18 protein-coding genes and 1 other annotated feature are annotated in these 21,563 nt (G+C 35.6%); of the genes, 11 read left to right on the top strand and 7 right to left on the bottom strand.

Going from position 1 to position 21,563, the window contains the following annotated elements; genetic code table 11:
- Window positions 1-63: 63 nt before the first annotated feature.
- Entirely contained in the window at window positions 64-861 is a 798-nt protein-coding gene (hisJ, locus tag ACZLO7_RS05875) for a histidinol-phosphatase HisJ (RefSeq protein WP_464938162.1), read from the top strand.
- Window positions 862-880: 19 nt separating this feature from the next.
- Entirely contained in the window at window positions 881-1,366 is a 486-nt protein-coding gene (msrC, locus tag ACZLO7_RS05870) for a free L-methionine (R)-S-oxide reductase MsrC (RefSeq protein WP_464938163.1), read from the top strand.
- Window positions 1,367-1,420: 54 nt separating this feature from the next.
- Here the strand turns inward: msrC and ACZLO7_RS05865 are convergent, their stop codons facing one another.
- The gene (locus ACZLO7_RS05865; protein WP_464938164.1) at window positions 1,421-3,295 is read right to left on the bottom strand and encodes a sensor domain-containing diguanylate cyclase; all 1,875 of its coding nucleotides are present in this window, start codon (window positions 3,293-3,295) and stop codon (window positions 1,421-1,423) included.
- Between the two features lie 407 nt (window positions 3,296-3,702).
- On the opposite strand from ACZLO7_RS05865, the gene rpsD reads away from it, so the two are divergent.
- Window positions 3,703-4,305, top strand: coding sequence for a 30S ribosomal protein S4 (gene rpsD / locus ACZLO7_RS05860; protein ID WP_464938165.1), 603 nt, complete (start codon window positions 3,703-3,705; stop codon window positions 4,303-4,305).
- 610 nt (window positions 4,306-4,915) lie between these two features.
- Window positions 4,916-5,968 carry an Ig-like domain-containing protein gene (locus tag ACZLO7_RS05855; RefSeq protein ID WP_464938166.1) on the top strand — a complete coding sequence of 351 codons (1,053 nt, stop codon included), beginning with the start codon at window positions 4,916-4,918 and terminating at the stop codon, window positions 5,966-5,968.
- A 389-nt stretch (window positions 5,969-6,357) separates the two neighbouring features.
- On the opposite strand, the gene ACZLO7_RS05850 is transcribed toward ACZLO7_RS05855, so the two are convergent.
- The 3 genes from ACZLO7_RS05850 to ACZLO7_RS05840 all read right to left on the bottom strand — a co-directional run bounded on the left by ACZLO7_RS05850 (window position 6,358) and on the right by ACZLO7_RS05840 (window position 7,818).
- The gene (locus tag ACZLO7_RS05850; protein ID WP_464938167.1) at window positions 6,358-7,011 is read right to left on the bottom strand and encodes a YIP1 family protein; all 654 of its coding nucleotides are present in this window, start codon (window positions 7,009-7,011) and stop codon (window positions 6,358-6,360) included.
- Between the two features lie 189 nt (window positions 7,012-7,200).
- On the bottom strand, window positions 7,201-7,497 hold the full coding sequence (locus ACZLO7_RS05845; RefSeq protein ID WP_464938168.1) for a rhodanese-like domain-containing protein: 297 nt from the start codon (window positions 7,495-7,497) through the stop codon (window positions 7,201-7,203).
- Between the two features lie 57 nt (window positions 7,498-7,554).
- Entirely contained in the window at window positions 7,555-7,818 is a 264-nt protein-coding gene (locus ACZLO7_RS05840; RefSeq protein ID WP_038187870.1) for a metal-sensitive transcriptional regulator, read from the bottom strand.
- Between the two features lie 161 nt (window positions 7,819-7,979).
- Between ACZLO7_RS05840 and ACZLO7_RS05835 the strand changes: the two genes are divergently transcribed.
- Window positions 7,980-8,249, top strand: coding sequence for a glutaredoxin family protein (locus ACZLO7_RS05835; RefSeq protein WP_464938169.1), 270 nt, complete (start codon window positions 7,980-7,982; stop codon window positions 8,247-8,249).
- A 110-nt stretch (window positions 8,250-8,359) separates the two neighbouring features.
- Window positions 8,360-9,172: a cobalamin-binding protein gene (locus ACZLO7_RS05830; protein ID WP_464938170.1), complete on the top strand. Its 813-nt coding sequence runs from the start codon at window positions 8,360-8,362 to the stop codon at window positions 9,170-9,172.
- A gap of 761 nt (window positions 9,173-9,933) precedes the next feature.
- Here the strand turns inward: ACZLO7_RS05830 and tyrS are convergent.
- Window positions 9,934-11,199, bottom strand: coding sequence for a tyrosine--tRNA ligase (tyrS, locus tag ACZLO7_RS05825; RefSeq protein ID WP_464938171.1), 1,266 nt, complete (start codon window positions 11,197-11,199; stop codon window positions 9,934-9,936).
- 46 nt (window positions 11,200-11,245) lie between these two features.
- Window positions 11,246-11,447, bottom strand: a binding site (T-box leader).
- A 158-nt stretch (window positions 11,448-11,605) separates the two neighbouring features.
- Here tyrS and ACZLO7_RS05820 point away from each other — a divergent pair.
- The 4 genes from ACZLO7_RS05820 to ACZLO7_RS05805 all read left to right on the top strand — a co-directional run bounded on the left by ACZLO7_RS05820 (window position 11,606) and on the right by ACZLO7_RS05805 (window position 16,910).
- Complete coding sequence (locus tag ACZLO7_RS05820) at window positions 11,606-14,248, top strand: transglycosylase domain-containing protein (RefSeq protein ID WP_464938207.1); 2,643 nt, start codon at window positions 11,606-11,608, stop codon at window positions 14,246-14,248.
- Between the two features lie 198 nt (window positions 14,249-14,446).
- Complete coding sequence (locus ACZLO7_RS05815) at window positions 14,447-15,079, top strand: GNAT family N-acetyltransferase (protein WP_464938172.1); 633 nt, start codon at window positions 14,447-14,449, stop codon at window positions 15,077-15,079.
- 26 nt (window positions 15,080-15,105) lie between these two features.
- Window positions 15,106-15,753, top strand: a complete 648-nt coding sequence (locus ACZLO7_RS05810) for an acetoin utilization AcuB family protein (protein WP_464938173.1) — start codon at window positions 15,106-15,108, stop codon at window positions 15,751-15,753.
- On the top strand, window positions 15,723-16,910 hold the full coding sequence (locus ACZLO7_RS05805; RefSeq protein ID WP_464938174.1) for an acetoin utilization protein AcuC: 1,188 nt from the start codon (window positions 15,723-15,725) through the stop codon (window positions 16,908-16,910). Before ACZLO7_RS05810 ends, ACZLO7_RS05805 begins: the two co-directional genes overlap by 31 nt.
- A 76-nt stretch (window positions 16,911-16,986) precedes the next feature.
- Here ACZLO7_RS05805 and ccpA read toward each other — a convergent pair whose 3' ends face one another.
- Window positions 16,987-17,985 (bottom strand): catabolite control protein A, encoded by a 999-nt coding sequence (gene ccpA, locus ACZLO7_RS05800; protein ID WP_464938175.1) that lies wholly within the window; start codon window positions 17,983-17,985, stop codon window positions 16,987-16,989.
- A gap of 105 nt (window positions 17,986-18,090) precedes the next feature.
- Window positions 18,091-19,176 carry a bifunctional 3-deoxy-7-phosphoheptulonate synthase/chorismate mutase gene (locus tag ACZLO7_RS05795; protein ID WP_464938176.1) on the bottom strand — a complete coding sequence of 362 codons (1,086 nt, stop codon included), beginning with the start codon at window positions 19,174-19,176 and terminating at the stop codon, window positions 18,091-18,093.
- Window positions 19,177-19,357: 181 nt separating this feature from the next.
- On the opposite strand from ACZLO7_RS05795, the gene ACZLO7_RS05790 reads away from it, so the two are divergent.
- Window positions 19,358-21,517 carry a cell division protein FtsA gene (locus ACZLO7_RS05790; RefSeq protein ID WP_464938177.1) on the top strand — a complete coding sequence of 720 codons (2,160 nt, stop codon included), beginning with the start codon at window positions 19,358-19,360 and terminating at the stop codon, window positions 21,515-21,517.
- The last annotated feature ends 46 nt before the right edge of the window (window positions 21,518-21,563 follow it).

Here is a 21,563-nt window from a genome sequence, read left to right as displayed (position 1 = left end):
TTACACGTATTTTAAAAAAATATCTACCATATCACTATATTATACAAGTTGGAGGAATATTTTATGAAACGAGATGCTCATATTCACTCACCTTTTTGCCCTCATGGAACGCTGGATGATTTTGAAGACTACATCAAAAAAGCAATCAATTTTGGATTTACTGACATTACGTTTACAGAACACGCACCTCTTCCCAACAATTTTACTGACCCAACGCCTATGAAGGATAGTGGTATGAAAACCGAACAATTAACGACATACATAGAAAAATTAAAAGAACTAAAAAAACAATATGCATCAGAAATTCGTATCCGCATTGGTTTAGAAGTCGATTATATTACCGATTATGAACGACAAACACGGGACTTTTTAAATCACATCGGTCCACAGTTGGACGATGCTATTTTATCAGTTCACTTTTTAAAACATGACAATGCCTACACATGTGTAGACTATTCAAGCGAGACTTTCCTGGAGTTTGCCGAAAAAGTTGGAACAGTAAAGGAAGTTTACAATCTATATTATGAAACAGTAAAAGAATCTATTTCTGCTGATTTAGGTCCTTTCAAACCAAAACGAATCGGCCACCCGACACTCGTTCATAAATTTCAATTAGCTCATCAAGAAAAAATAGACGATCACAAACAAATCGAGGAGATTTTACAACTGATGGCCAACATGGACTATGAACTAGATGTTAATGGAGCAGGTTTATCAAAAAAAGATTGTAAAGAACCTTATCCTCCATTACAATATGTTAAACTTGCTGATACTCTAAAGATTCCGCTTGTTTTTGGGTCTGACGCTCATCAAGTTACAGATTTACACCAACATTATGATAAAATTTTCCCTTTAAGATAATTTAGAATGGAGAGATAAAATGTTTACACAATCCTCTTATAGTGGCAGCTCAACAGAGCAATATGCTTTATTAGCTAAGCAATTAGATGCATTATTAGAAGGCGAAACGGATGCCATTGCTAATTTAAGCAATGCCTCGGCATTACTAAATCAATTTTTAGATACAATTAACTGGTGTGGATTTTACTTACATAAAAACGATGAATTATTGTTAGGACCATTCCAAGGTTTACCTGCCTGTGTTCATATTGTAATTGGACGTGGAGTTTGTGGTACCGCAGCTGCTAAACAAGAAACAATCGTCGTTAAAGATGTTCATGCATTTCCAGGTCATATTGCTTGTGATGCAGCTTCTCAATCAGAGATTGTTGTTCCAATCATCATTGATGGTAAGCTTTTTGGTGTACTTGATATCGATAGTCCTATTCAAAATCGCTTTTCTGATGATGATCGTAAAGGTATTGAACATTTTGTACAAGTGTTAACAAAACATCTTTCATCTTAAAATACCAAAAGAGTTACGCCCCAATTATATTGGACGTAACTCTTTTTTAACATCTTAATATGTGACATCGTCCATTTCAAACAAACGAAATTGATTTTTGCCGTTATTTTTCGCTTCATATAATGCAATATCTGCATTTTGAAAAACGCTATGAAAATTGTGTTTAACATTTTTTTGCCAAGCAGCTACACCGGAAGATACAGTCACTGATGGTACCGTTACTTCTGGAATAGATGCAACAATTTTATCGACTAGATCAATTGATGCCAATAATGTTTGATTAGGTAAATAGATAGCAATTTCTTCGCCACCCCATCTAGCACAAATCCCTTGGCCTTGCACCGTATCTGTCAAATGTTGTGCTATCGTTACTAAAATCGTATCACCTTTTTGGTGCCCATATGTATCATTTATCATTTTAAAATCATCGATATCTAATAGAATAAAGACTCCGCTTTCATCCTTATCCATCGAGACTTCAACATACCGGTCCAAATATTTTCTAGCAAACAATTTAGTCAAATGATCTCGATCTACCATTTCCTGAAGTTGCTCACGTAAAATTGTATTCGAAATCGCCAATGAAGAATGACGTATTAAAGATTGCATTAATTTAAAACTATCAAAAGAAAAGAAATAAGGATCATTATGTAAGACGATGCTAAAACCATGTACTTTTTCACGAATAATGATAGGTATAGCCATCATGGACATAAGCGATACTTTATCAGTCACTAAACTGCTGAAATCTGCTACAAATAGCGGATCTGTCGATTTATCAAAATGATCAATAACATATTTCAAATATGGCTTAGATACAATTTCAAAGAAAAAAGCTGTACTCCCAGTTGTTACTTGATAATCATCATTTTCCTTTAAAACAAAACAAATCTCATTAGGATTAAACGACTTTGTTAACTGTTTTGCTAGAAACAATAGCATTTCTTCTTGATTCAATTTCATGTTTAATCGGTGGGACGTTTCATTTATAAGTTGAAGATCTGAAACTAATCGATGGGATTGATGATATAATTTTGCATTCTCTAACGCATTCCCTGATATTTCAGCTATATGCATAATAAGGTCTTGCTCTTGTTGACTAAAAACATACTTAAGCGGTGCGAAAATTTGTAGCACCCCATAAATTCCTTGACGGCCTTTAATTGGTGCATTTAATACACACCATTCGATGTCTATTGCCTGCTCAATTTTCATATCGCCAGAGACAAAGGCTTCTATAGTAGAAGAACGTTCAGACATATAATCAAATGTATGCGTATCAACAGTTAAATGCCGATCTTGGTCATTTGATAAAATAAGTTTTGATTCAAACTTTGGGAGAGCGCTTTTGACACCATGAAGAAGTGCTTTCAGTATTCGATCTATATCCATCGATGAATGGAAAATACCAGTCATTCTAACTAATTCAGTGTTCATCTTTTGTTCATATGTGGTTCTTTTATTTTTTTGTATTATTTGAATAACACGCGAGATTAGCATTTCAAAATCATGTATATACTTTGACTTCGTAAATTCTTTCCAATACCCAGTTTCTTGCACAATAATAATGCCAAATGGTTTCTGATTTACTTCCCGTAAAACTATTGCGTCATCAGCAAAATCATATTTCTTTTCCAAAATATCAACAAATGCGCTTGGGAATGGATACTGTTGATGAAAATACGGCTCTAATAATGCACTCGGAATACCATGTATTTTATTCTCTTGTTCTACATCAATAGAGACAGGGGAGAACATATCTTTCTTTAAATGTAAGTATTCACTTTTTGAAATACCGAAGTATTTTAAGAGGATTCCTTTTAATAGTCCGAAATATTCACTACTATTAAGTTTTTCATCTATTAAATCTGTCCACAAGTCTAGGATCTGACATTTTACATTTTGCATTGTTTGTTGATAATCTGCCATGCAATCACCTTTTCCTTCAAAACATGCTATATATGATCTTGTCTAACTCTATTATACATAAAATAAGCCTTTTCAACTATAGTTCTTTTGGAAAAAACTTCTTAATTTAAATAAACTATATCAAAACTCCTTGAATTATCCTTAATCCACTTGTTTTATCATTTCTGCAATCTCTCATTTTTCTTGACACATTACTATGTAAAAGTTACAATTGGCTTTGTGTAAAATAAACGCAGCAGTTGTATGGTTTTATTGCTTTCATTTTATTCCTCCAGAAATGGATGGTGTAACACGTAACCCTTTGGCTGCATGGGCGAAGTTACATGAAAATAAAATGACATTAATTCTGGATACATCTGGTTTTTATTTTACAACAAAATAAAACCAATTGAAGGAGGAGACTCTCTATGTCTCGTTATACAGGTCCATCATGGAAACTGTCTCGTCGCCTTGGTATTTCACTAAGCGGCACAGGTAAAGAAATCGAAAAACGCCCTTACGCACCAGGACAACACGGTCCTAACCAACGTAAAAAATTATCAGAATACGGTTTACAATTACAAGAAAAACAAAAACTTCGTCATATGTATGGTATGAACGAACGTCAATTCCGTACTCTATTCGACAAAGCTGGTAAAATGCAAGGTATCCACGGTGAAAACTTCATGATCCTTCTTGAAACTCGCCTTGATAACTTAGTATACCGTTTAGGTCTTTCACGCACTCGTCGTGGATCTCGTCAATTAGTAAACCACGGCCACATTATGGTTGATGGCAAACGCGTTGATATCCCTTCATTCCGCGTAAAACCAGGTCAAGTGATTTCTCTTCGTGAAAAATCTCAAAACCTTGATGTAGTTAATGAAGCAATCGAAGTAAACAACTTCGTACCAGAATACCTATCATTCGATGCAGACAAAAAAGAAGGTACTTTTGTACGTCTTCCAGAACGCAGCGAATTATCAGCTGAAATCAACGAAGCTTACATCGTAGAGTACTACTCTCGTTAATCTTCTTGCTTTCCAAAAGCAGATTATCTCAAAACCTTGGAACTGTTATATCAACAGTTTCAAGGTTTTTTCTTTTTCTCCAAGTATCCAAAGTTACTCAAAACAACTTTATTATCTGTGGGACTTACTCGAGGAAAGTTCAAAGAGGTGGTTTTCTTCGTGCTAAAATTTTGTGGGGAAACACTTAAACCCTTGGTACCTTTGCTGGGTGAACTTATTTATTTTTAGGAATAACATGCAGGCAGACATGTTTAACTTATCAGACAGCAAAAAGAGCAAAAGCCATCATCAGCTATTGCTCTTTATCATATTTTAACTTTAGTCGCATTTTTACTTTTTCATTCATCTTATTACGTAAAGCTACTTTTAAATAGTGTTTTTTCTTATGATCCCCTCGAGTTTTAATAGAATATGCAACGAAGTATTCATCAATATCTTTAATGTTTTTCCAATACCTTCAGTCCACGCTTACCTATTGTTATGTATTTAAAATTTTTACTATGAGATAAAACTTAGTGAGGATAGACAGATATCAAAACTACATGTTTTTTATTATATATTTATTACCAAAAATATACTAGAGTAGTAATCATAAGGAGGATGAAATTTAATGAAAAAAATAATGTTTATATTTTTATTAAGTCTACCATTTTTTATTTTCTCTAGTACTGCACAAGCAGAGACTACAGTTTCTGAAAGTTTAATTCCAAAAATGACATCGAATGATGCACCATCTGGTAAAGTAACAAGTAGTTCCAAAGTATTAGAACCATTTTTAGCTTTTGACGGAGTACCACACTATTCAGTTAGTAATAACTTCAAAGCTTGGGGAACTAATACACAAACGGGTTGGCTAGGATATGAATTTGATACACCGAAGATATTAACTAAGTATATTTTATTTTATGGGCAACACCAAAGTAGTAATCCTGGTTATATGTCTAATTTACCGAATTCTTGGACTTTTGAAGGATCTAACGATGGGGTTAATTGGACAAAGCTTGATAGTGTTAGCAATTATGCTATATGGCAAGATGGTGAAAATGCCTTTGAAATAGATAATAAACAACCATTTACGCATTTTAGAATTAATATTACCAAAAATAATGGAAGTACAACCAATGTAGTTAATCTTACTATTCATGAATTAGAACTTTGGGGGTATGACGCTACTATTAAACCTGAACCTAACGTTGAAACAATCTCATTAGATAAATACAAATTAGAATTAGTTGAAGATAGCCACGATAAACTTACAGCAACCGTATTGCCCGAAAACGCTGCAAATAAAAAAATCATTTGGACAAGCAGTGATGAATCAATTGCGACTGTTGACCAAGAAGGTAATGTAACAGCTCTTCGTGAAGGAGAAGCAATTATCACTGCAAAGATAGAAAACACAGATTTAGCAGCTAGTTGTACAGTTATCGTCAAGAAACAAAACACTGAACATTCGAGTGCTATTCTAAGTATCACTTTAGTAAATGGCATAACAAAAGAATATGATGTGACTAATAAAGTTTTAAATAATTACTTAATTTGGTTTGAAAGTTCTCAGGGTACTTCAACATTCAAATTTTCAAAAACACTTTCGCCTTATAAAAAAGTAACGGAATATATAGTACATGACAAGATTGCCTCATTTGAAGTTAGGGAATATTAAGATAAAGAACGTGTATCAATAATTTAACGAAGTTTTAGAATCAAACTTTGATGTAACTGTATAGAACATTAAAAGACCAGGACTCAATTATATTGCGAGTACCTGGTCTTTATTATTTTTGTACACATTTAATTTCCATCATATGCAGAACATGGTTTTAAAATGCGGTATAACCCTGTTCCTTTCTTATAGTATTCTTCTGTATCGTTTGATTTGCTAATTGTAGTAATTTCAATATCTAATCCATTCTTAATATCTTTTTTGAATCGAGCTCTCGCTAATCCAGTTCATAACAGCTTTAAAACCTTTAGAAATGTTGAATTATCAACAATTTCTAAGGTTTTTTTATTACAAAAAAGCCCTTCCGATTTAACGAAAGAGCAAAAAATTTATACTTGAATAGCCAATATGAGTCCCACAATAGCAGCTATTATAGCAATAAGGATAATAATAAAAATAATACCAGGAATTAAGATAGTTAATACAGCACGCCATATTGAGAATCGATGTACCTCAGATACAATAGCTACGTTAATAACTATTGACCAAACTCCAATAATGATTGATGCAATTGATGCTACTATAGCAATAATCGTAAATGAAACATTTCCAGGAACTATATCAATTTTAAAATAAGTCGCTGGCGAGAAAGCCATCCATATAAACATAAATGGAAATAACCAAAGTTCCGGAATTCCGACGATACTTAGCCCTTTGAACATTTCTCTATAAGTTGCCTGACCACCAAACAGTTTACCAAACAGCCATACTACAAGGCTAGAAACGGAAACTGATAGTAAACCTAAAATTGGACCTAACAGCGTACATAGTATGATAATTCCCCAAATAGGCATAGTTGGATATATTTCCGAGTCTGACGTTGCAATTATAGTACCCGCAATGCCGCTAAGTATAATAAACATAATGGCATAACCAATTGATTTTTCTTCCAATACAAATCTAGCTGTCTTTTTCGGATTAAGCCAAATAGAAAAAAACGGTTGTATTTGATCTTTTTCTTTCATTTCATCAATAGAATTCATTTTACAAAAAAACACTCCTCATTAAATAAAAACACTTCTTTTAATAGAATAACAGAAAAAACAAAAAAAATTAGCATTTTCTTTAAAACGATCCAAGTTCAGTTGATTATGACTGAAATGTACATTATAAAAAAGAGTATGTAAATCACATACTCTTTAATACGGAACTTATAGCTGAATCTTATTCAATTATTCAACATTGCCAGCCCAAGCTAACATGCCGCCATCCATATTCGCTACATTAAAGCCTTGATTTCCTAAAAACATTGTTGCGTTGCCACTACGCCCACCAGAGCGACAAACCATAATGTACTCTTTTGATTTATCCAGTTCATTCATACGAAATTCGATTAAACCTAAAGGAATATTAGTAGCTGTTGGAATTATGCCCGTTGCTACTTCATCCACTTCACGAACATCTATCAAGTTCAATTTTTTACCAGATTCTAATAATTGTTGTACTTCTTCTACTGAAATTGATTTCATTTTCATTATCTCCTTACCCCACCGGGTATATAGTATGTTAAAATAAGGAAGAGACGATTATCGGCTCTTCACTAATAGATCAACAGCTTCTTTAATTAAAGTTTCTTTATCTTTTCCTTTAAGCTCATTTTCATCTTCCATGCAACGTACTAAGTTAGTACTTACAATAAGTCCAATTGCACGATCAATTGCTGATCGAGAAGCAGATAGCTGTGTGATGACATCTTTACACTCTTTCTCTTCTTCAATCATACGAATAATACCTTTTAACTGCCCTTCTATTCGTTTCAATCGATTTTTAATTTGATCGTTATACTCCATTATCATCACCTCAATTCAAGCATATCGAGTAACAGTTAGATATTATACCCCTAAAGGTATTGTGTCAAGTAAATATACTATAAACAAAACATTTGAAAATTAATACCCCTGGTAGTATATTGAAAATACCTATTAGTATATATAAAAGGAGGGAATACGAAATGACATATGACGTAACTGTTTATTCGTCTTCAAATTGTGGTTATTGCGTGTTAATGAAAAATTTTCTAAACGAACAAAACATTCCTTATAAGGAAGTAAATATTCAAGAAAAGCCTGAAATTGCACAAGAATTAATGTCTGCAACTGGTCATCTCGGTGTACCACAAACGAATATAAATGGCAATTGGGTACTTGGTTATGATCCCAATTCTGCTATGAAGATTATTCAACAATCAACAACAGTTAATGGAAACGAAGAATTAAGCTAATGGAATATCATACTGCTACTTGTAATCGCTGTATCCAAAAATAGCCAACCGTTATGGTATAATGACGCTTAACGAATGGCTTTTTTATTTAACAAGGAGGTCTTTTATAGATGAAAATCATATCAATTTGCCCTAGCAATACTGAACTACTAACCTATTTACAGCTTGAACATCAGTTGATTGCTATCGATGATTTTTCTGATTGGCCATCTGCTATTCAGCATTTACCACGCCTTGGTCCTGATCTTTCCATTAATATGGATTTGCTTGAAAGCATGGAGCCTGAGCTCGTTCTCGCTTCACTTAGCGTTCCTGGAATGGAGAAAAACATTGAAGAACTTGAAAATCGTAAAATTCCTCATATCGTTCTAAACCCTAATAGTCTACAAGAAATTGCTGAAGATTTACGTATACTAGGTAAAGCATGTGGCGTACTCGAGCACGCTGAAACAAGAGCTGCTGAATTTGAAGGCTTTGTTGCTAATATGAAGAAAATCGGCGAAAGTTGTGAAATTAAACCTTCATTATATTGGGAATGGTGGCCGAACCCTATATTCACGCCAGGTGGTATCAACTGGCTGACTGAAGTAAGTGAAATCGCAGGTGGTCTAAATCTCTTTGCTGATGTTGAATTAGCTAGTGTACAAACTGATTGGAACGATGTACTAAATCGAAATCCTGATTATGCATTTTTAGCATGGGTCGGTGTGCAGCATCACCGAATTAAGCCTGGGCACCTACTGAAAAGACCTGGTGCTTTAGAGATGACTGCCATAAAGTTAGACCGCCTTCATGTAATGGAAGAATGGCTCTATTGCCGACCTTCTCCTAGATTACTAGAAGGAGCATTGAAGTTAGCTAACTTGTTGCATCCAAAAGAGTATGGAGATTTAGTTTTACCTGAATGGATACTTGAAAAATAATCTGAATAAAAAATAGTAAAAGACTTTTCACATTTAGTGGGAAGTCTTTTTGTAATCCTTCTTATTTTTCAATATTTTAAGATTAATTAGGGTTAATTTTGCACAAAAGAGCCTACTCTATATAAAGAATAGTTTTGTTTGATTATCATAATATTTATATGTTCTATGCTCCTTCACAAAGATAAAAAAAGACTGCCACTCACTTTAAAGTGAGTAGTAGTCTTTGTGCACTAGCATATTTTTCTCGGACAAAAGCTGAAATGACGCTTTTGTTTCGAGAGCTCCAGTGCTTGTCGAGGGCCCACACGATGTGGGTCACGTAACCGTTGCGGCAGGACGCCGCGTACTTAGGTTACGTTCCTTAAAACGAGCGTCTTGGGCTAACAGGATGTTAGTCATGCAACCGTTGCGACAGGACGTCGCGTACTTAGGTTGCCTTCCTTAAGTAGCATATCCAGCTTCGGACGCCAGCTTCTCGGGTCACTTCGGTCTCTCGGTCAAAAGCTGAAGTAATGCTTTTGATTCGAGACCTCCAGTGCCTGTCGAGGGCCCACACGATGTGGGTCACGTAACCGTTGCGGCAGGACGCCGTGTACTTAGGTTACGTTCCTTAAAACGAGCGTCCTCAGCATTTAGTCAGATATCCAGCTTCAGCGGCCAATCCCTCGAGGTCACTTCCGCTCTCTCGGACAAAAGCTGAAATGACGCTTTTGTTTCGAGAGCTTCAGTGCTTGTCGGGATTAAACGGGCCGCTTCAGCATTTAGTTGAACTGTACCATGTGGTATTTCTTTTTGCCTCTTCTTACGATTGCGAATGCATCCTCTAGGCGGTCTTTAGCGTCTACAGTGTATGCTAAATCTGTAATTTTTTCACCGTTAATTGAGATGGCGCCGTTTGTTACATCTTCACGAGCTTGACGTTTTGAAGATGAAATTTTAGCTTCGACTATTAGATCTACGATGTTTTGATCTTCTTTTGAGATTTCAACAGAAGGTACACCGCTAAATGCTACTTTCATTTCTTCTACTGAAAGTGCTTTTAAATCACCTGAGAATAAAGCTCCTGTGATGCGGATTGCTTGTTCTAATCCTTCTTCACCGTGAATTAGTTTTGTCATTTCAGCAGCTAATGCTTTTTGCGCTTTACGTAAATGTGGCTCAGTTTCTACAGCAGCTTCTAATACTTCGATTTCTTCACGGGATAGGAATGTGAAGATTTTCAAATATTTAACGACATCAGAGTCAGCTGTATTGATCCAGAATTGGTAAAACTCATATGGTGATGTTTTTTCAGCATCTAACCAAACTGCTCCGCCAGCAGTTTTACCGAATTTTGTACCATCTGCTTTTGTTACTAATGGAATTGTAATACCAAATGCTTTTGTTTCTTCTTCATGTGTTTTACGAATGACTTCAAGGCCAGTTGTAATATTACCCCACTGGTCAGAACCACCAACTTGGATACGGCAGTTCATATTGTCGTATAAGTGGTTGAAGTCAATACCTTGAATAATTGTGTATGCAAATTCCGTAAATGAAAGGCCAGTATCAAGGCGAGATGAAATTGTATCTTTACCAAGCATGTAGTTAACATTGATTAATTTACCATAGTCACGAAGGAACTCGATTGTATCCATTGAACCAATCCAGTCACGGTTGTTTGCCAATTTTGCACCGTTTTCAGAATTGAAATCGAAAATACGCTCTAATTGTTTTTTAATAGCTTGAACATTTTTCTCTACTTGTTCTACTGTTTGTAATTGGCGCTCTTCAGAACGACCTGATGGGTCACCTATCATACCAGTAGCACCACCGACTAATAGAATTGGTTCGTGACCTGCCATTTGGAATCTTCTTAAAGTAAGTAGTGGAACAATATGTCCGATATGCATACTATCAGCAGTTGGGTCAACACCACAATACAAAGAAACAGATTCCTCGTTTAATAATTTTTCCATGCCTTCAGCATCTGTTTGTTGGTACAGTAGGCCACGCCACTGTAAATCTTCCAATAATGGATTTGTCATATTCCTTACCTCCTAATATAAATAAAAAAGTCCCTGCATATAAATATGCAGGGACGTTAATCACAATTTAACGCGGTACCACCCAGCTTGAAGAAAAAATGATTCTTCCGGCTCATACGTCTTAACGCGACGCATACGTTCTCGCTCCAAATGTGTAATTCGTGTCCATATTGTGACTAGCTTTCACCAACCGCTAGCTCTCTATACAGGGAATATGTTCACTACTGCGCACTTTTCAACGCTCGAAAAACTATTAATGACTATTGTACTTCATTTAGATTCATTGTCAATAAATATTATTAGTCATAATTCAATTATGGTATAATTAACGAGATTTTAGGAGGTCGATTTAGTGATAGAACAATTTAAAAAATGGGTTGAAAAAATAGACAATCGCATTCAAGAAATGACTTCTGTGAGATGGATGAAAACCATACGTATAACATCAAGCGTAATCTGGAATTTATGTTTATTATTTATCATATTAGCAGTTGTAGGTTTTGTATTCGTAGGGTCTATTGGCGCTGGATATTTTGCCTCCCTCGTAAAAGAAGAGCCTTTACGAGCGAAGGCTGAAATGCGTAGTGATATTTTAACTTACGATGAAACGAGTGATCTCTACTTCGCAGGTGGAAAATATTTAGGTAAAATGCGTTCGGACTTAGAACGACGTGAAACAACTCTAGATAAGATCTCGCCTTTTGTAATTAACGCGGTTCTGGCTACAGAGGATGAGTACTTCTACGAACATAACGGAATTGTGCCAAAAGCAGTTTTCCGTGGATTGTTACAAGATGTAACGAACTCTGCTACACAAACTGGTGGTTCAACATTAACGCAACAATTAATCAAAAACCAAATTTTAACGAATGAAGTTTCATATGAACGTAAAGCGAAGGAATTATTACTAGCAATGCGTCTTGAGAGTTTCATGGAAAAGGATGAAATTTTAGAAGCTTATTTAAATATTATTCCATATGGTAGAAATTCATCTGGACGTAATATTGCTGGAATCGAAACAGCAGCTGAAGGAATTTTCAACAAAAAAGCTAACGATCTTAACCTTGCACAAGCTGCTTATATTGCAGGTATTCCACAATCACCATATGCCTATACGCCATTTACACAGCAAGGACAACTTAAAGATAAAAAAGCATTAGCACTTGGTGTTAATCGTATGAAAACTGTTTTGTATCGTATGCATGAAACTGGTTATATTACGGACAAGCAATATAAAAAAGCATTGAAATACAAAATAAAAAAAGATTTCCGTAAATCTGAACTTCGCCCGGAAGAAAAGTATCCATATGTAACGTATGAAATTGAAAGCCGTGCAAAAGATATAATGGCTACAATTTTAGCTAAAAAAGATGGCTTAGATCCAAAACGTTTAAAAAATGAAAAGAAATTAAAAGAAAAGTATACAATCTTAGCAGATCGTGAATTGCGATCAAAAGGTTACAAGATATACTCTACGATTGACAAGAAAATGTATGACAATATGCAAAATGTAAAAGACAACTTTGCCTATTACGGTGCTACATTTAAAAAGACAGTTACAGATTCAGAGACTGGAAAAAGTAAACAAGTTGATGTACCTGTACAAGTTGGTAGTATCGTCATGGAAAACAAAACAGGTAAAATTTTAAGCTTTATCGGTGGCCGTGACTTTAAATTGATAGAGTTAAACCACGCGACACAAGCAAAACGTTCAAATGGTTCTACTATGAAACCACTGTTAGTATACGCACCAGCAATTGAATACGGCTTAATTGGTGCAGGTAGTCCAGTAGTCGATGTGGAATTTAGCATCCCTGGATGGTCTCCGAAAAACTATACTGTAAGTGATAACCGGGGTATTATTTCGGCACGTGAAGCATTACAAGATTCGCAAAACTTACCAGCCATTCGACTATATAGCCAAATCATGAATCGTAGACCAGCTGATTTACTTGCCAAAAATGGCTTCTCAAATTTAGATGCAAGTGATTATACAAACTACGCAACTTCAATCGGTGCACTTAAATACGGTGTAACAGTTGAAGAAAATACAAATGCATTTGCGACTTTCGCAAATGGCGGTAAATTCGTAGATGGATATATGATTTCAAAAATTGTTGATTCAGACGGTAAAACTGTATATAAACACAAATCTAAAGCGAAACAAGTATACAGTCCACAAACTTCATATATCATTACGGATATGATGCGTGATGTATTGAAACAAGGAACTGGAACTACAGCAAATGCTGGACTGAAATTTAGTGCAGACTTCGCAGCTAAAACAGGTACAGCTCAAGATTATAATGACGTTTGGTTGGTTGGGTACAATCCAGACATTTCACTAGGTGTATGGATGGGTTATGATACTCCTCAAACACTTAATCAATACAATGAGACCTACTTGCAACCAAGTACTCGTATAAATATGTTATGGGCTAAACTGATGAACTCTGTTTATGATTCTAATCCTAAATTAGCTACAGCATCTGGTAAACGCTTCTCTGCTCCTGCAGGTGTAGTAAGCCAAACATTCTGTGGTTTGTCTGGACGAGCATTATCATCAGCGTGTTCAAAAGCGGGCTTCTCACGTACTGACTTATTTAACTCGCAAGTAATGCTACCTACTAGTCCAGATGATAGTTTCAATTCAAGTGGTGGCTTAAATCCTGACTTTATCTCTCGTATGTTGGGTATCTTTGGCGGTGATCCTTCAGGTATTCTATCGTCGAAAGAGAAAGAAAAACTTAATCCTACTATCAAAGATGAAAAAGATAAAGACACGGATAAAGATAAAAATAAAGACAAAGATACACAGCCAAATAACAATTCTTCGAATTCAAATCCGAATTCAAATCCGAATTCGAATACCGATAAAGACAAAAACAAAGACCAAAATGAGAAACCTAGTACAGACAATAAAAAGCCGACAACAGATAAAGACAATTCAACTGAGCAAGATAAAGACAAAAACCCAAGCACCGATAAAGGTAAGGATAAAGACAAAAATACTGGCACTGAAAATAATGGCACTGGTAACAACAATTAATCCTTCAAAAAGAGCATTCTACATATATGTAGAATGCTCTTTTCTTATACCATCCAGTTATACTTAAACTTCCTTGTTCATCTTTTTAAAGCTACACAAACTTACGACACTAGACATATAATTTTCTCATTTGTGTGATTATTCTCTTTTTCATTCATGTATAATTGAAATACAATATCTTTGTAAGGCGGTGAAATAATGGAATATATCAAAACTTATTATGACGTTAATATGGATACGAAATCAGGTGAAATTGTAGTTGAAGGTCCTATCCCTCCTGAACAATTAGAAAAACTAAAGTTCCATGAGGATTTAACAGCTTTTCGTGTTGCTAAACAACAATTTAAAGCGCTAATAGGAATAGCAAAATTACCGGAAGGACGTATTATTATTGCTCGTAATGAGGATACCATCGTCGGTTATGCAACCTTTTTATATCCTGATCCATTAGAACGTTGGTCTGAAGGGAAAATGGAAAATTTAATTGAACTAGGAGCAATCGAAGTCATACCAGAATTTCGCGGAACAGGCGTAGGCAAACAAATACTTCGCGTATCTATGATGGATGATGCGATGGAAGACTATATCATTATTACGACCGAATATTATTGGCACTGGGATTTAAAAAGAACAGGACTAAATGTCTGGGAATATCGTAAGATTATGGAGAAAATGATGAATGCAGGAGGTCTAGAGAACTTCGCCACTGACGAACCTGAAATCTCTTCACACCCTGCAAATTGCCTAATGGCACGAATTGGTAGTAGAGTTGATAATGAATCAATTCAAAAATTTGATCAGTTACGTTTTAAAAGCCGTTTCATGTACTAAACAACTAAACAAAGGGGATTTTGTCTATGATTGTTGAAGAAATCATGAATACAACTGTGTTTTCCTTACAACCATCCAGCACTATTAAGGAGGCAGTTCAGTTACTTAAAAAAGAACGGATTCGTCATTTACCTATTACAAACGCAGCTAACGAAGTTGTTGGCTTGGTGACAGAAAGAGATATAAAAAACGCTCTTCCCTCTTCACTGCACAAAATATCCGACGGAGATATCTATAACCAACCGTTAGAAAATATTATGAAAAAAAATATTATTGTCGGGCACCCACTTGATTTCGTCGAAGAAATCGCTATTATTTTTTATGAACAACGCATTGGCTGTTTACCTATCATTAGTGGAGGAAAGTTAGTAGGAATTGTAACAGGAACAGACTTACTATATAACTACATTGAATTAACAGGAGCAAATAAACCAAGCTCACATATTGAAATTCGTGTACCAGATATCGTTGGCATATTATTTGAAGTAACAAAAGTATTCCATAAGCACCACGCGAGTGTATTGAGTGTATTAGTATATCCAGATAAAAAGTTTGATGATATGAAAATACTATCTATCCGAGTAAAAATCATGAATCCTCTATCCATCATTGAGGACTTACGAAAAGAAGGGTTTGATGTTCTATGGCCAAATATGCCGGGCATGAAACTGTAGCAAAGAACGCAGTATTCATCTACTCGGATAACCAACTTGGATATAAATTTTCTGACACTCATCCTTTTAATCAAAAAAGACTAACTTTAACAGTAGATTTACTAAATGAACTTGGTGCCTTAAATAAAGCAGATATTATTGAACCGCGTATCGCAACAGATGAAGAAATTCTCCTTGGTCACGAAGAAAAATATGTAGATATTGTAAAAAAAGCTAGCCGTGGTGAAATAACAAATGAACAGGGTGAACAGTATGGTATTGGCACAGAGGATACACCAATCTTCCCTTATATGCATGAAGCGAGTGCTCATATCGTCGGTGGCACCCTAACGGCATGTGATTATGTGATGCAAGGAAAAGCTAAGCATGCTGCTAATCTAGGTGGTGGACTTCATCACGGTTTTAAAAGTCGTGCATCGGGATTTTGTATTTATAATGACAGTACTGTAGCCATTAAGTATATGCAACAAAAATACAATGCTAGAGTACTCTATATCGATACAGATGCACATCATGGTGACGGTGTTCAGTGGAGCTTCTACGATGATCCAAATGTGTGCACTATTTCTATTCATGAAACAGGTCGTTACCTATTCCCTGGTACTGGAAACGTTACAGAAAGAGGAACTGGCGAAGGTCATGGTACATCCTTCAATTTACCGATTGATGCTTTCACAGAAGATGAGTCATTTTTGGATATATATGAAACTGCCTTTAGAGAGATTGTCGCTCATTTCAAGCCAGATGTAATATTGACACAAAATGGTGCTGATGCACATTATTTTGACCCCTTAACTCACCTGTATTGTTCAATGAAGATTTATAAAGAAATTCCACGGATTGCTCATGAGTTAGCGCATAAATATTGCGATGGTCGGTGGATAGCAGTCGGTGGTGGAGGCTATGATATCTGGCGTGTTGTTCCAAGAGCATGGTCACTTATTTGGACAGAAATGACTGACCAAAAAGCTCCTGATGGACCGCTCCCGTCTACTTGGTTAGAGAAGTGGCAACCTGAATCGCCTGTCACCCTTATACCTACTTGGATGGATTCAGATAATATGTATAATGAAGTGCCACGAAAAGCAGAAATCGCAGAAAAAAATCATCAAATATTAGAAAAAGCATTATACATGATTCGTTCTATTCAAAGCTAATTCTACACAAAAAGGATCGCTACTGACGTCTTTTTCAAGACGTTAGAGGCAATCCTTTTTTTATTGAAGCACTTATTTATTTTACTGAATCTCGTTCTTCAATACGGTGTGGAAGTATAACGATTCCATCTTCCACTGTTTCTTTGTTCATAAACTTAGTTAATAGGCGCATTGAAACCGCACCAATATCATACAACGGTAATACAACACTTGTTAATTGAGGTCGTACCATACGTGCTAGCTTAGAGTTTTCAAAACTAATCACTTCAATTTCCTCAGGGACTTTTTTGCCTGTATCTTGTGCGCCATGAATAATACCGATCGCTAGCTCATCGCTACCTGCAAAGAAAGCTGTTGGTGCATTTTCAAGCTGGCTTAACTCTGACCAATCTTCGATACCACTATCATAAGAATCTTCATTAGCAACAACTAGTTTGTCATCAAATTCAATGTCAGCTTCTTCTAACGCCCTCTTATATCCAGCAAATTTATATTCTCGGTTAATCGTAGAAGTGAATGGTCCTGATACGAAAGCAATTCGTTTATGGCCATTATCTATTAGTCGGCTAACCGCTTCATAAGCCGCTTGTAAATAATCGATATTTACTGATGGTATTTCTTTTGTTTCATCAATTGAACCTGCCAAAACAATTGGTACGGGTGAATGACCCATTTTATCTAATAGCTCTTTTGTAACTTGTTCGCTCATTAAAACAATTCCATCAACTTGCTTACCATACATATTATCTAATAATTGTAGTTCCTTATCTTCTCGTTGATCAGAATTCGATAAAATAATATTATAGCGATACATTGTCGCGATATCCTCAATACCTCTCGCAAGTTCAGCATAGAAAATATTAGATATATCCGGAATGATAACGCCTACTGTCGTCGTTTTTTTACTTGCTAAGCCACGAGCAACCGCATTTGGTCTATATTCTAAGCGTTCAATTACATCAAGAACTTTTTTTCTAGTTGACGGCTTAACGTTTGGGTTGCCGTTGACGACACGCGAAACTGTCGCCATAGAAACATTTGCTTCACGTGCAACATCATAAATTGTAACGGTCACTTGATGACCTCCTTTTCTTTTCTTCTTTTTATGATACGACAGTTCGTAAAGATTTTTCAACAAAAGAAAAGTGACGATTCAAGTAATTTGAATCGTCACCCTCTATTATGCTTGAATTTCGTAAGATTTCATGAACTTTTGAAGTGTTTCGTAAAATTCGTCGAATTGTGGAATGCTCATTTGTTGTTGAGCATCCGATAATGCTACTGCTGGATCTGGGTGAACTTCTGCCATGACACCGTCTGCTCCAATAGCAATGGCTGCTTTAGCACATGGTAATAGTAAATCGCGACGACCAGTTGAGTGTGTTACATCAACAAACACTGGTAAATGCGTTTCTTGTTTTAAAATCGGAACTGCTGAAATGTCTAATGTGTTACGTGTCGCTTTTTCGTATGTGCGAATACCACGTTCACAAAGAATAATTTGATCATTACCTTTTGAGATAATGTATTCTGCAGCATTGATGAATTCATCAATTGTTGCTGCTAAACCTCGTTTTAACAGTACAGGTTTATTTGTCGCTCCTGCTGCTTTTAATAATTCAAAGTTTTGCATATTACGTGCACCGATTTGGATAACATCGATGTAATCTAGTGCTTCATCCAAATGTGAAGGTGTAACAATTTCAGAAACTACAGCTAAACCATATTCTTTTGAAATCTGTTTTAAAATTTTCAAACCTTCAAGACCTAAACCTTGGAAGTCGTATGGAGATGTACGCGGTTTGTAAGCTCCTCCACGAATCATTTTTAAGCCTTTAGATTGAATCGATTCAGCAACTGCTGCTACTTGCTCATACGATTCGACCGCACATGGCCCAAATACGAATGTTGGTTCTCCAGTTCCAATTGCTTCTCCGTTAATATTAACAATTGTATCCTCTGGCTTACGTTTACGAGATACTAGTAATTCTTTTTTATGATCTGTTTCTTGTAATTTTAATGCTGATTTAAAAATCTCTTTGAAAATATGTTCAATCGTACCTTGACTAAGTGGACCTTTATGATTTTCTTTTAATAGGTTCAACATATGTCTCTCACGAAGAGGATCATAACGATTAACACCTTGTTTTTCTTTAATCTTACCAATTTCTTGTACGATTTCTGCACGTTCGTTAATTAAACTTAAAATTTCAAGGTTTAATGCGTCTACGCGGTCACGTAAGTGATCTAAATTTTGATGACTCATTGCGTTTCTCCTCGCTTTCTCGTATCAGGCACTTTCAGTAGACTGAAAACTGTGATACATTTTTAAATAATATGACTATTATAATCAATATATTTTAAAAAGTCACGAATTATTTCTTTAGCGCTTCAACGCGCCGAAGTAAATTACTTTAAATGAACATGAAAGGACGTGGCAAATCGCAATGTCTAAGCTATTTGCATTAGATATAGGTACACGCTCTGTAGTCGGAATAATTATAGAAGAACAAGATGAAAATTTCCACGTTGTCGATTTAATGATTGAAGAACACAAGGAACGTGCCATGGTAGATGGCCAAATACATAATGTGTTACATGTAGCTACTTTAATAGAGAAAATTAAAACACAACTTGAAGAGAAACATGGACCTCTTCATAAAGTAAGTGTTGCTGCTGCTGGTAGAGCTTTAAAAACTGAACAAGCTACTGTCACAATTAATATAAAAAACCGACTTGCTTTCACTGAAGATGACATTAGTCGTTTAGAACTTGCTGCTGTTCAACAAGCTCAGCAACAACTATTACAACATAAAGAAGAAAAAAATAGTAGTAGTCATTATTATTGTGTTGGTTACTCGGTATTATACTATCGTTTAGACAATGAAGAAATTGGCAGTTTAATTGACCAACAAGGCGAAGAAGCTTCAGTGGAAGTAATTGCTACCTTCTTGCCTAGAGTCGTCGTAGAATCTCTGTTAGCGGCCCTTAAACGTGCAAATTTAGAGATGGAAGCATTAACCCTTGAACCAATCGCAGCTATCAATGCGTTAATTCCTCCTTCGATGCGACGTTTAAATGTTGCACTAGTGGATATAGGTGCAGGTACGTCAGATATAGCCATTACAGATAAGAGTACAGTTGTAGCATATGGGATGGTACCTACAGCTGGTGATGAGATCACAGAGGCATTAAGTGATCATTATTTGCTAGACTTCCCTGTTGCTGAAAAAGCAAAAAGAGAAATAGCTACACAAGAAGAAATTAATATCCAAGATATATTAGGTTTCGATCAATTCTACCCACGCTCTGAAATTATGGAAAAATTACGTCCGGCAGTCGTACAACTTGCTACAGCGATAGGCACTGAAATTTTACGATTAAATAATCGAATTGCACCAAAAGCTGTTTTACTAGTAGGTGGGGGCAGTTTAACACCTGATTTACCTGTAGAAATCTGTAAAATATTGGGATTACCTGAAAATCGGGTTGCTGTTCGAAATATAGATGCCATTCAACAACTCACAAGAGAAGATCATGTTCCCGCTTCGCCAGAGCTTGTAACACCAATTGGTATTGCCATAGCAGCAAAACGAGCACCAATAAAATATATGACAGTGGAAGTAAACAAACAAATCATCCGTTTATTTGAATTAAAAGAGATGACGGTTTCAGACGCATTACTTGCAGCCAATGTGTTAGCTACTAAATTATACGGTAAACCAGGATTAGCTCTTTCAATTAAAGTAAACGATCAGGATATCTATATACCTGGTGGTCATGGCAGTCCAACTGAAATTTTCGTCAACGGTAAAAAAGCAAACACCAAACATCTTATCCAAAATGGTGATATCATCGAGTTAAAAGAAGGCGAAAACGGAGCACCTGCTCAAGCTTCGGTGAAAGATATACTAGATGACGCTAGTATAAAAAAAGTTTATATTCAAGATCTACCCTACGAAATACAGCCGAAAATCATGGTAAACGGTCAAACAGTCTCATTGGATACGCAATTGAATGATCGTGATATTGTGTCTATTAAAACAGCCGATACCATTGAAGAAATTTTGCATTGGACTAACAATCAAGTTCTAACAAAACGACTAACACCATTTACAATCTATGTTGATAACAAGCCTGTAAATTTACCAGAATTCGCGTGTAGTTTATCACTTAATAGTCTGCCAACAAAACTACACTATTCTATAAAAAGTAATGACCGCATAACACTTCAATTGACCGAATTGCCGACAGTTGAATTAATCACTAAGTGTCTTAACATGCAATTAGAGGACCGTATAATCGTTACATTCCAAGATGAAACATTAGAGATGTTTAAAACTTGTATGACAGTTTATATAAATGGAGAAATTGCTCGTAAATCAGATGTTATATCAAACGGTGCTAAAATTCAATTTGTCACAAAAGATACTAGTAATTGGATTTATCAAGATGTATTCCGTTTTTCAAATTGGCAATTACCAACAGACTTCAAGGGATCTTTTTCAATATTACGTAATGAAAAACCTTCAAAATTCGACGCAGAAATTTTCGGTGGTGATCGACTTTCTATTACATTAAGTAAAGTAAAGCAACAAATCTTATAAATAACGAAAAAAAGCTATCTCAAATGTTCTTCTAACGAACTTTGAG

This window comes from Viridibacillus sp. d25.2, from assembly GCF_055456015.2.
The sequence above is the reverse complement of the archived record's forward strand: the minus strand, read 5'-3'. Positions and strand labels throughout refer to the sequence as shown.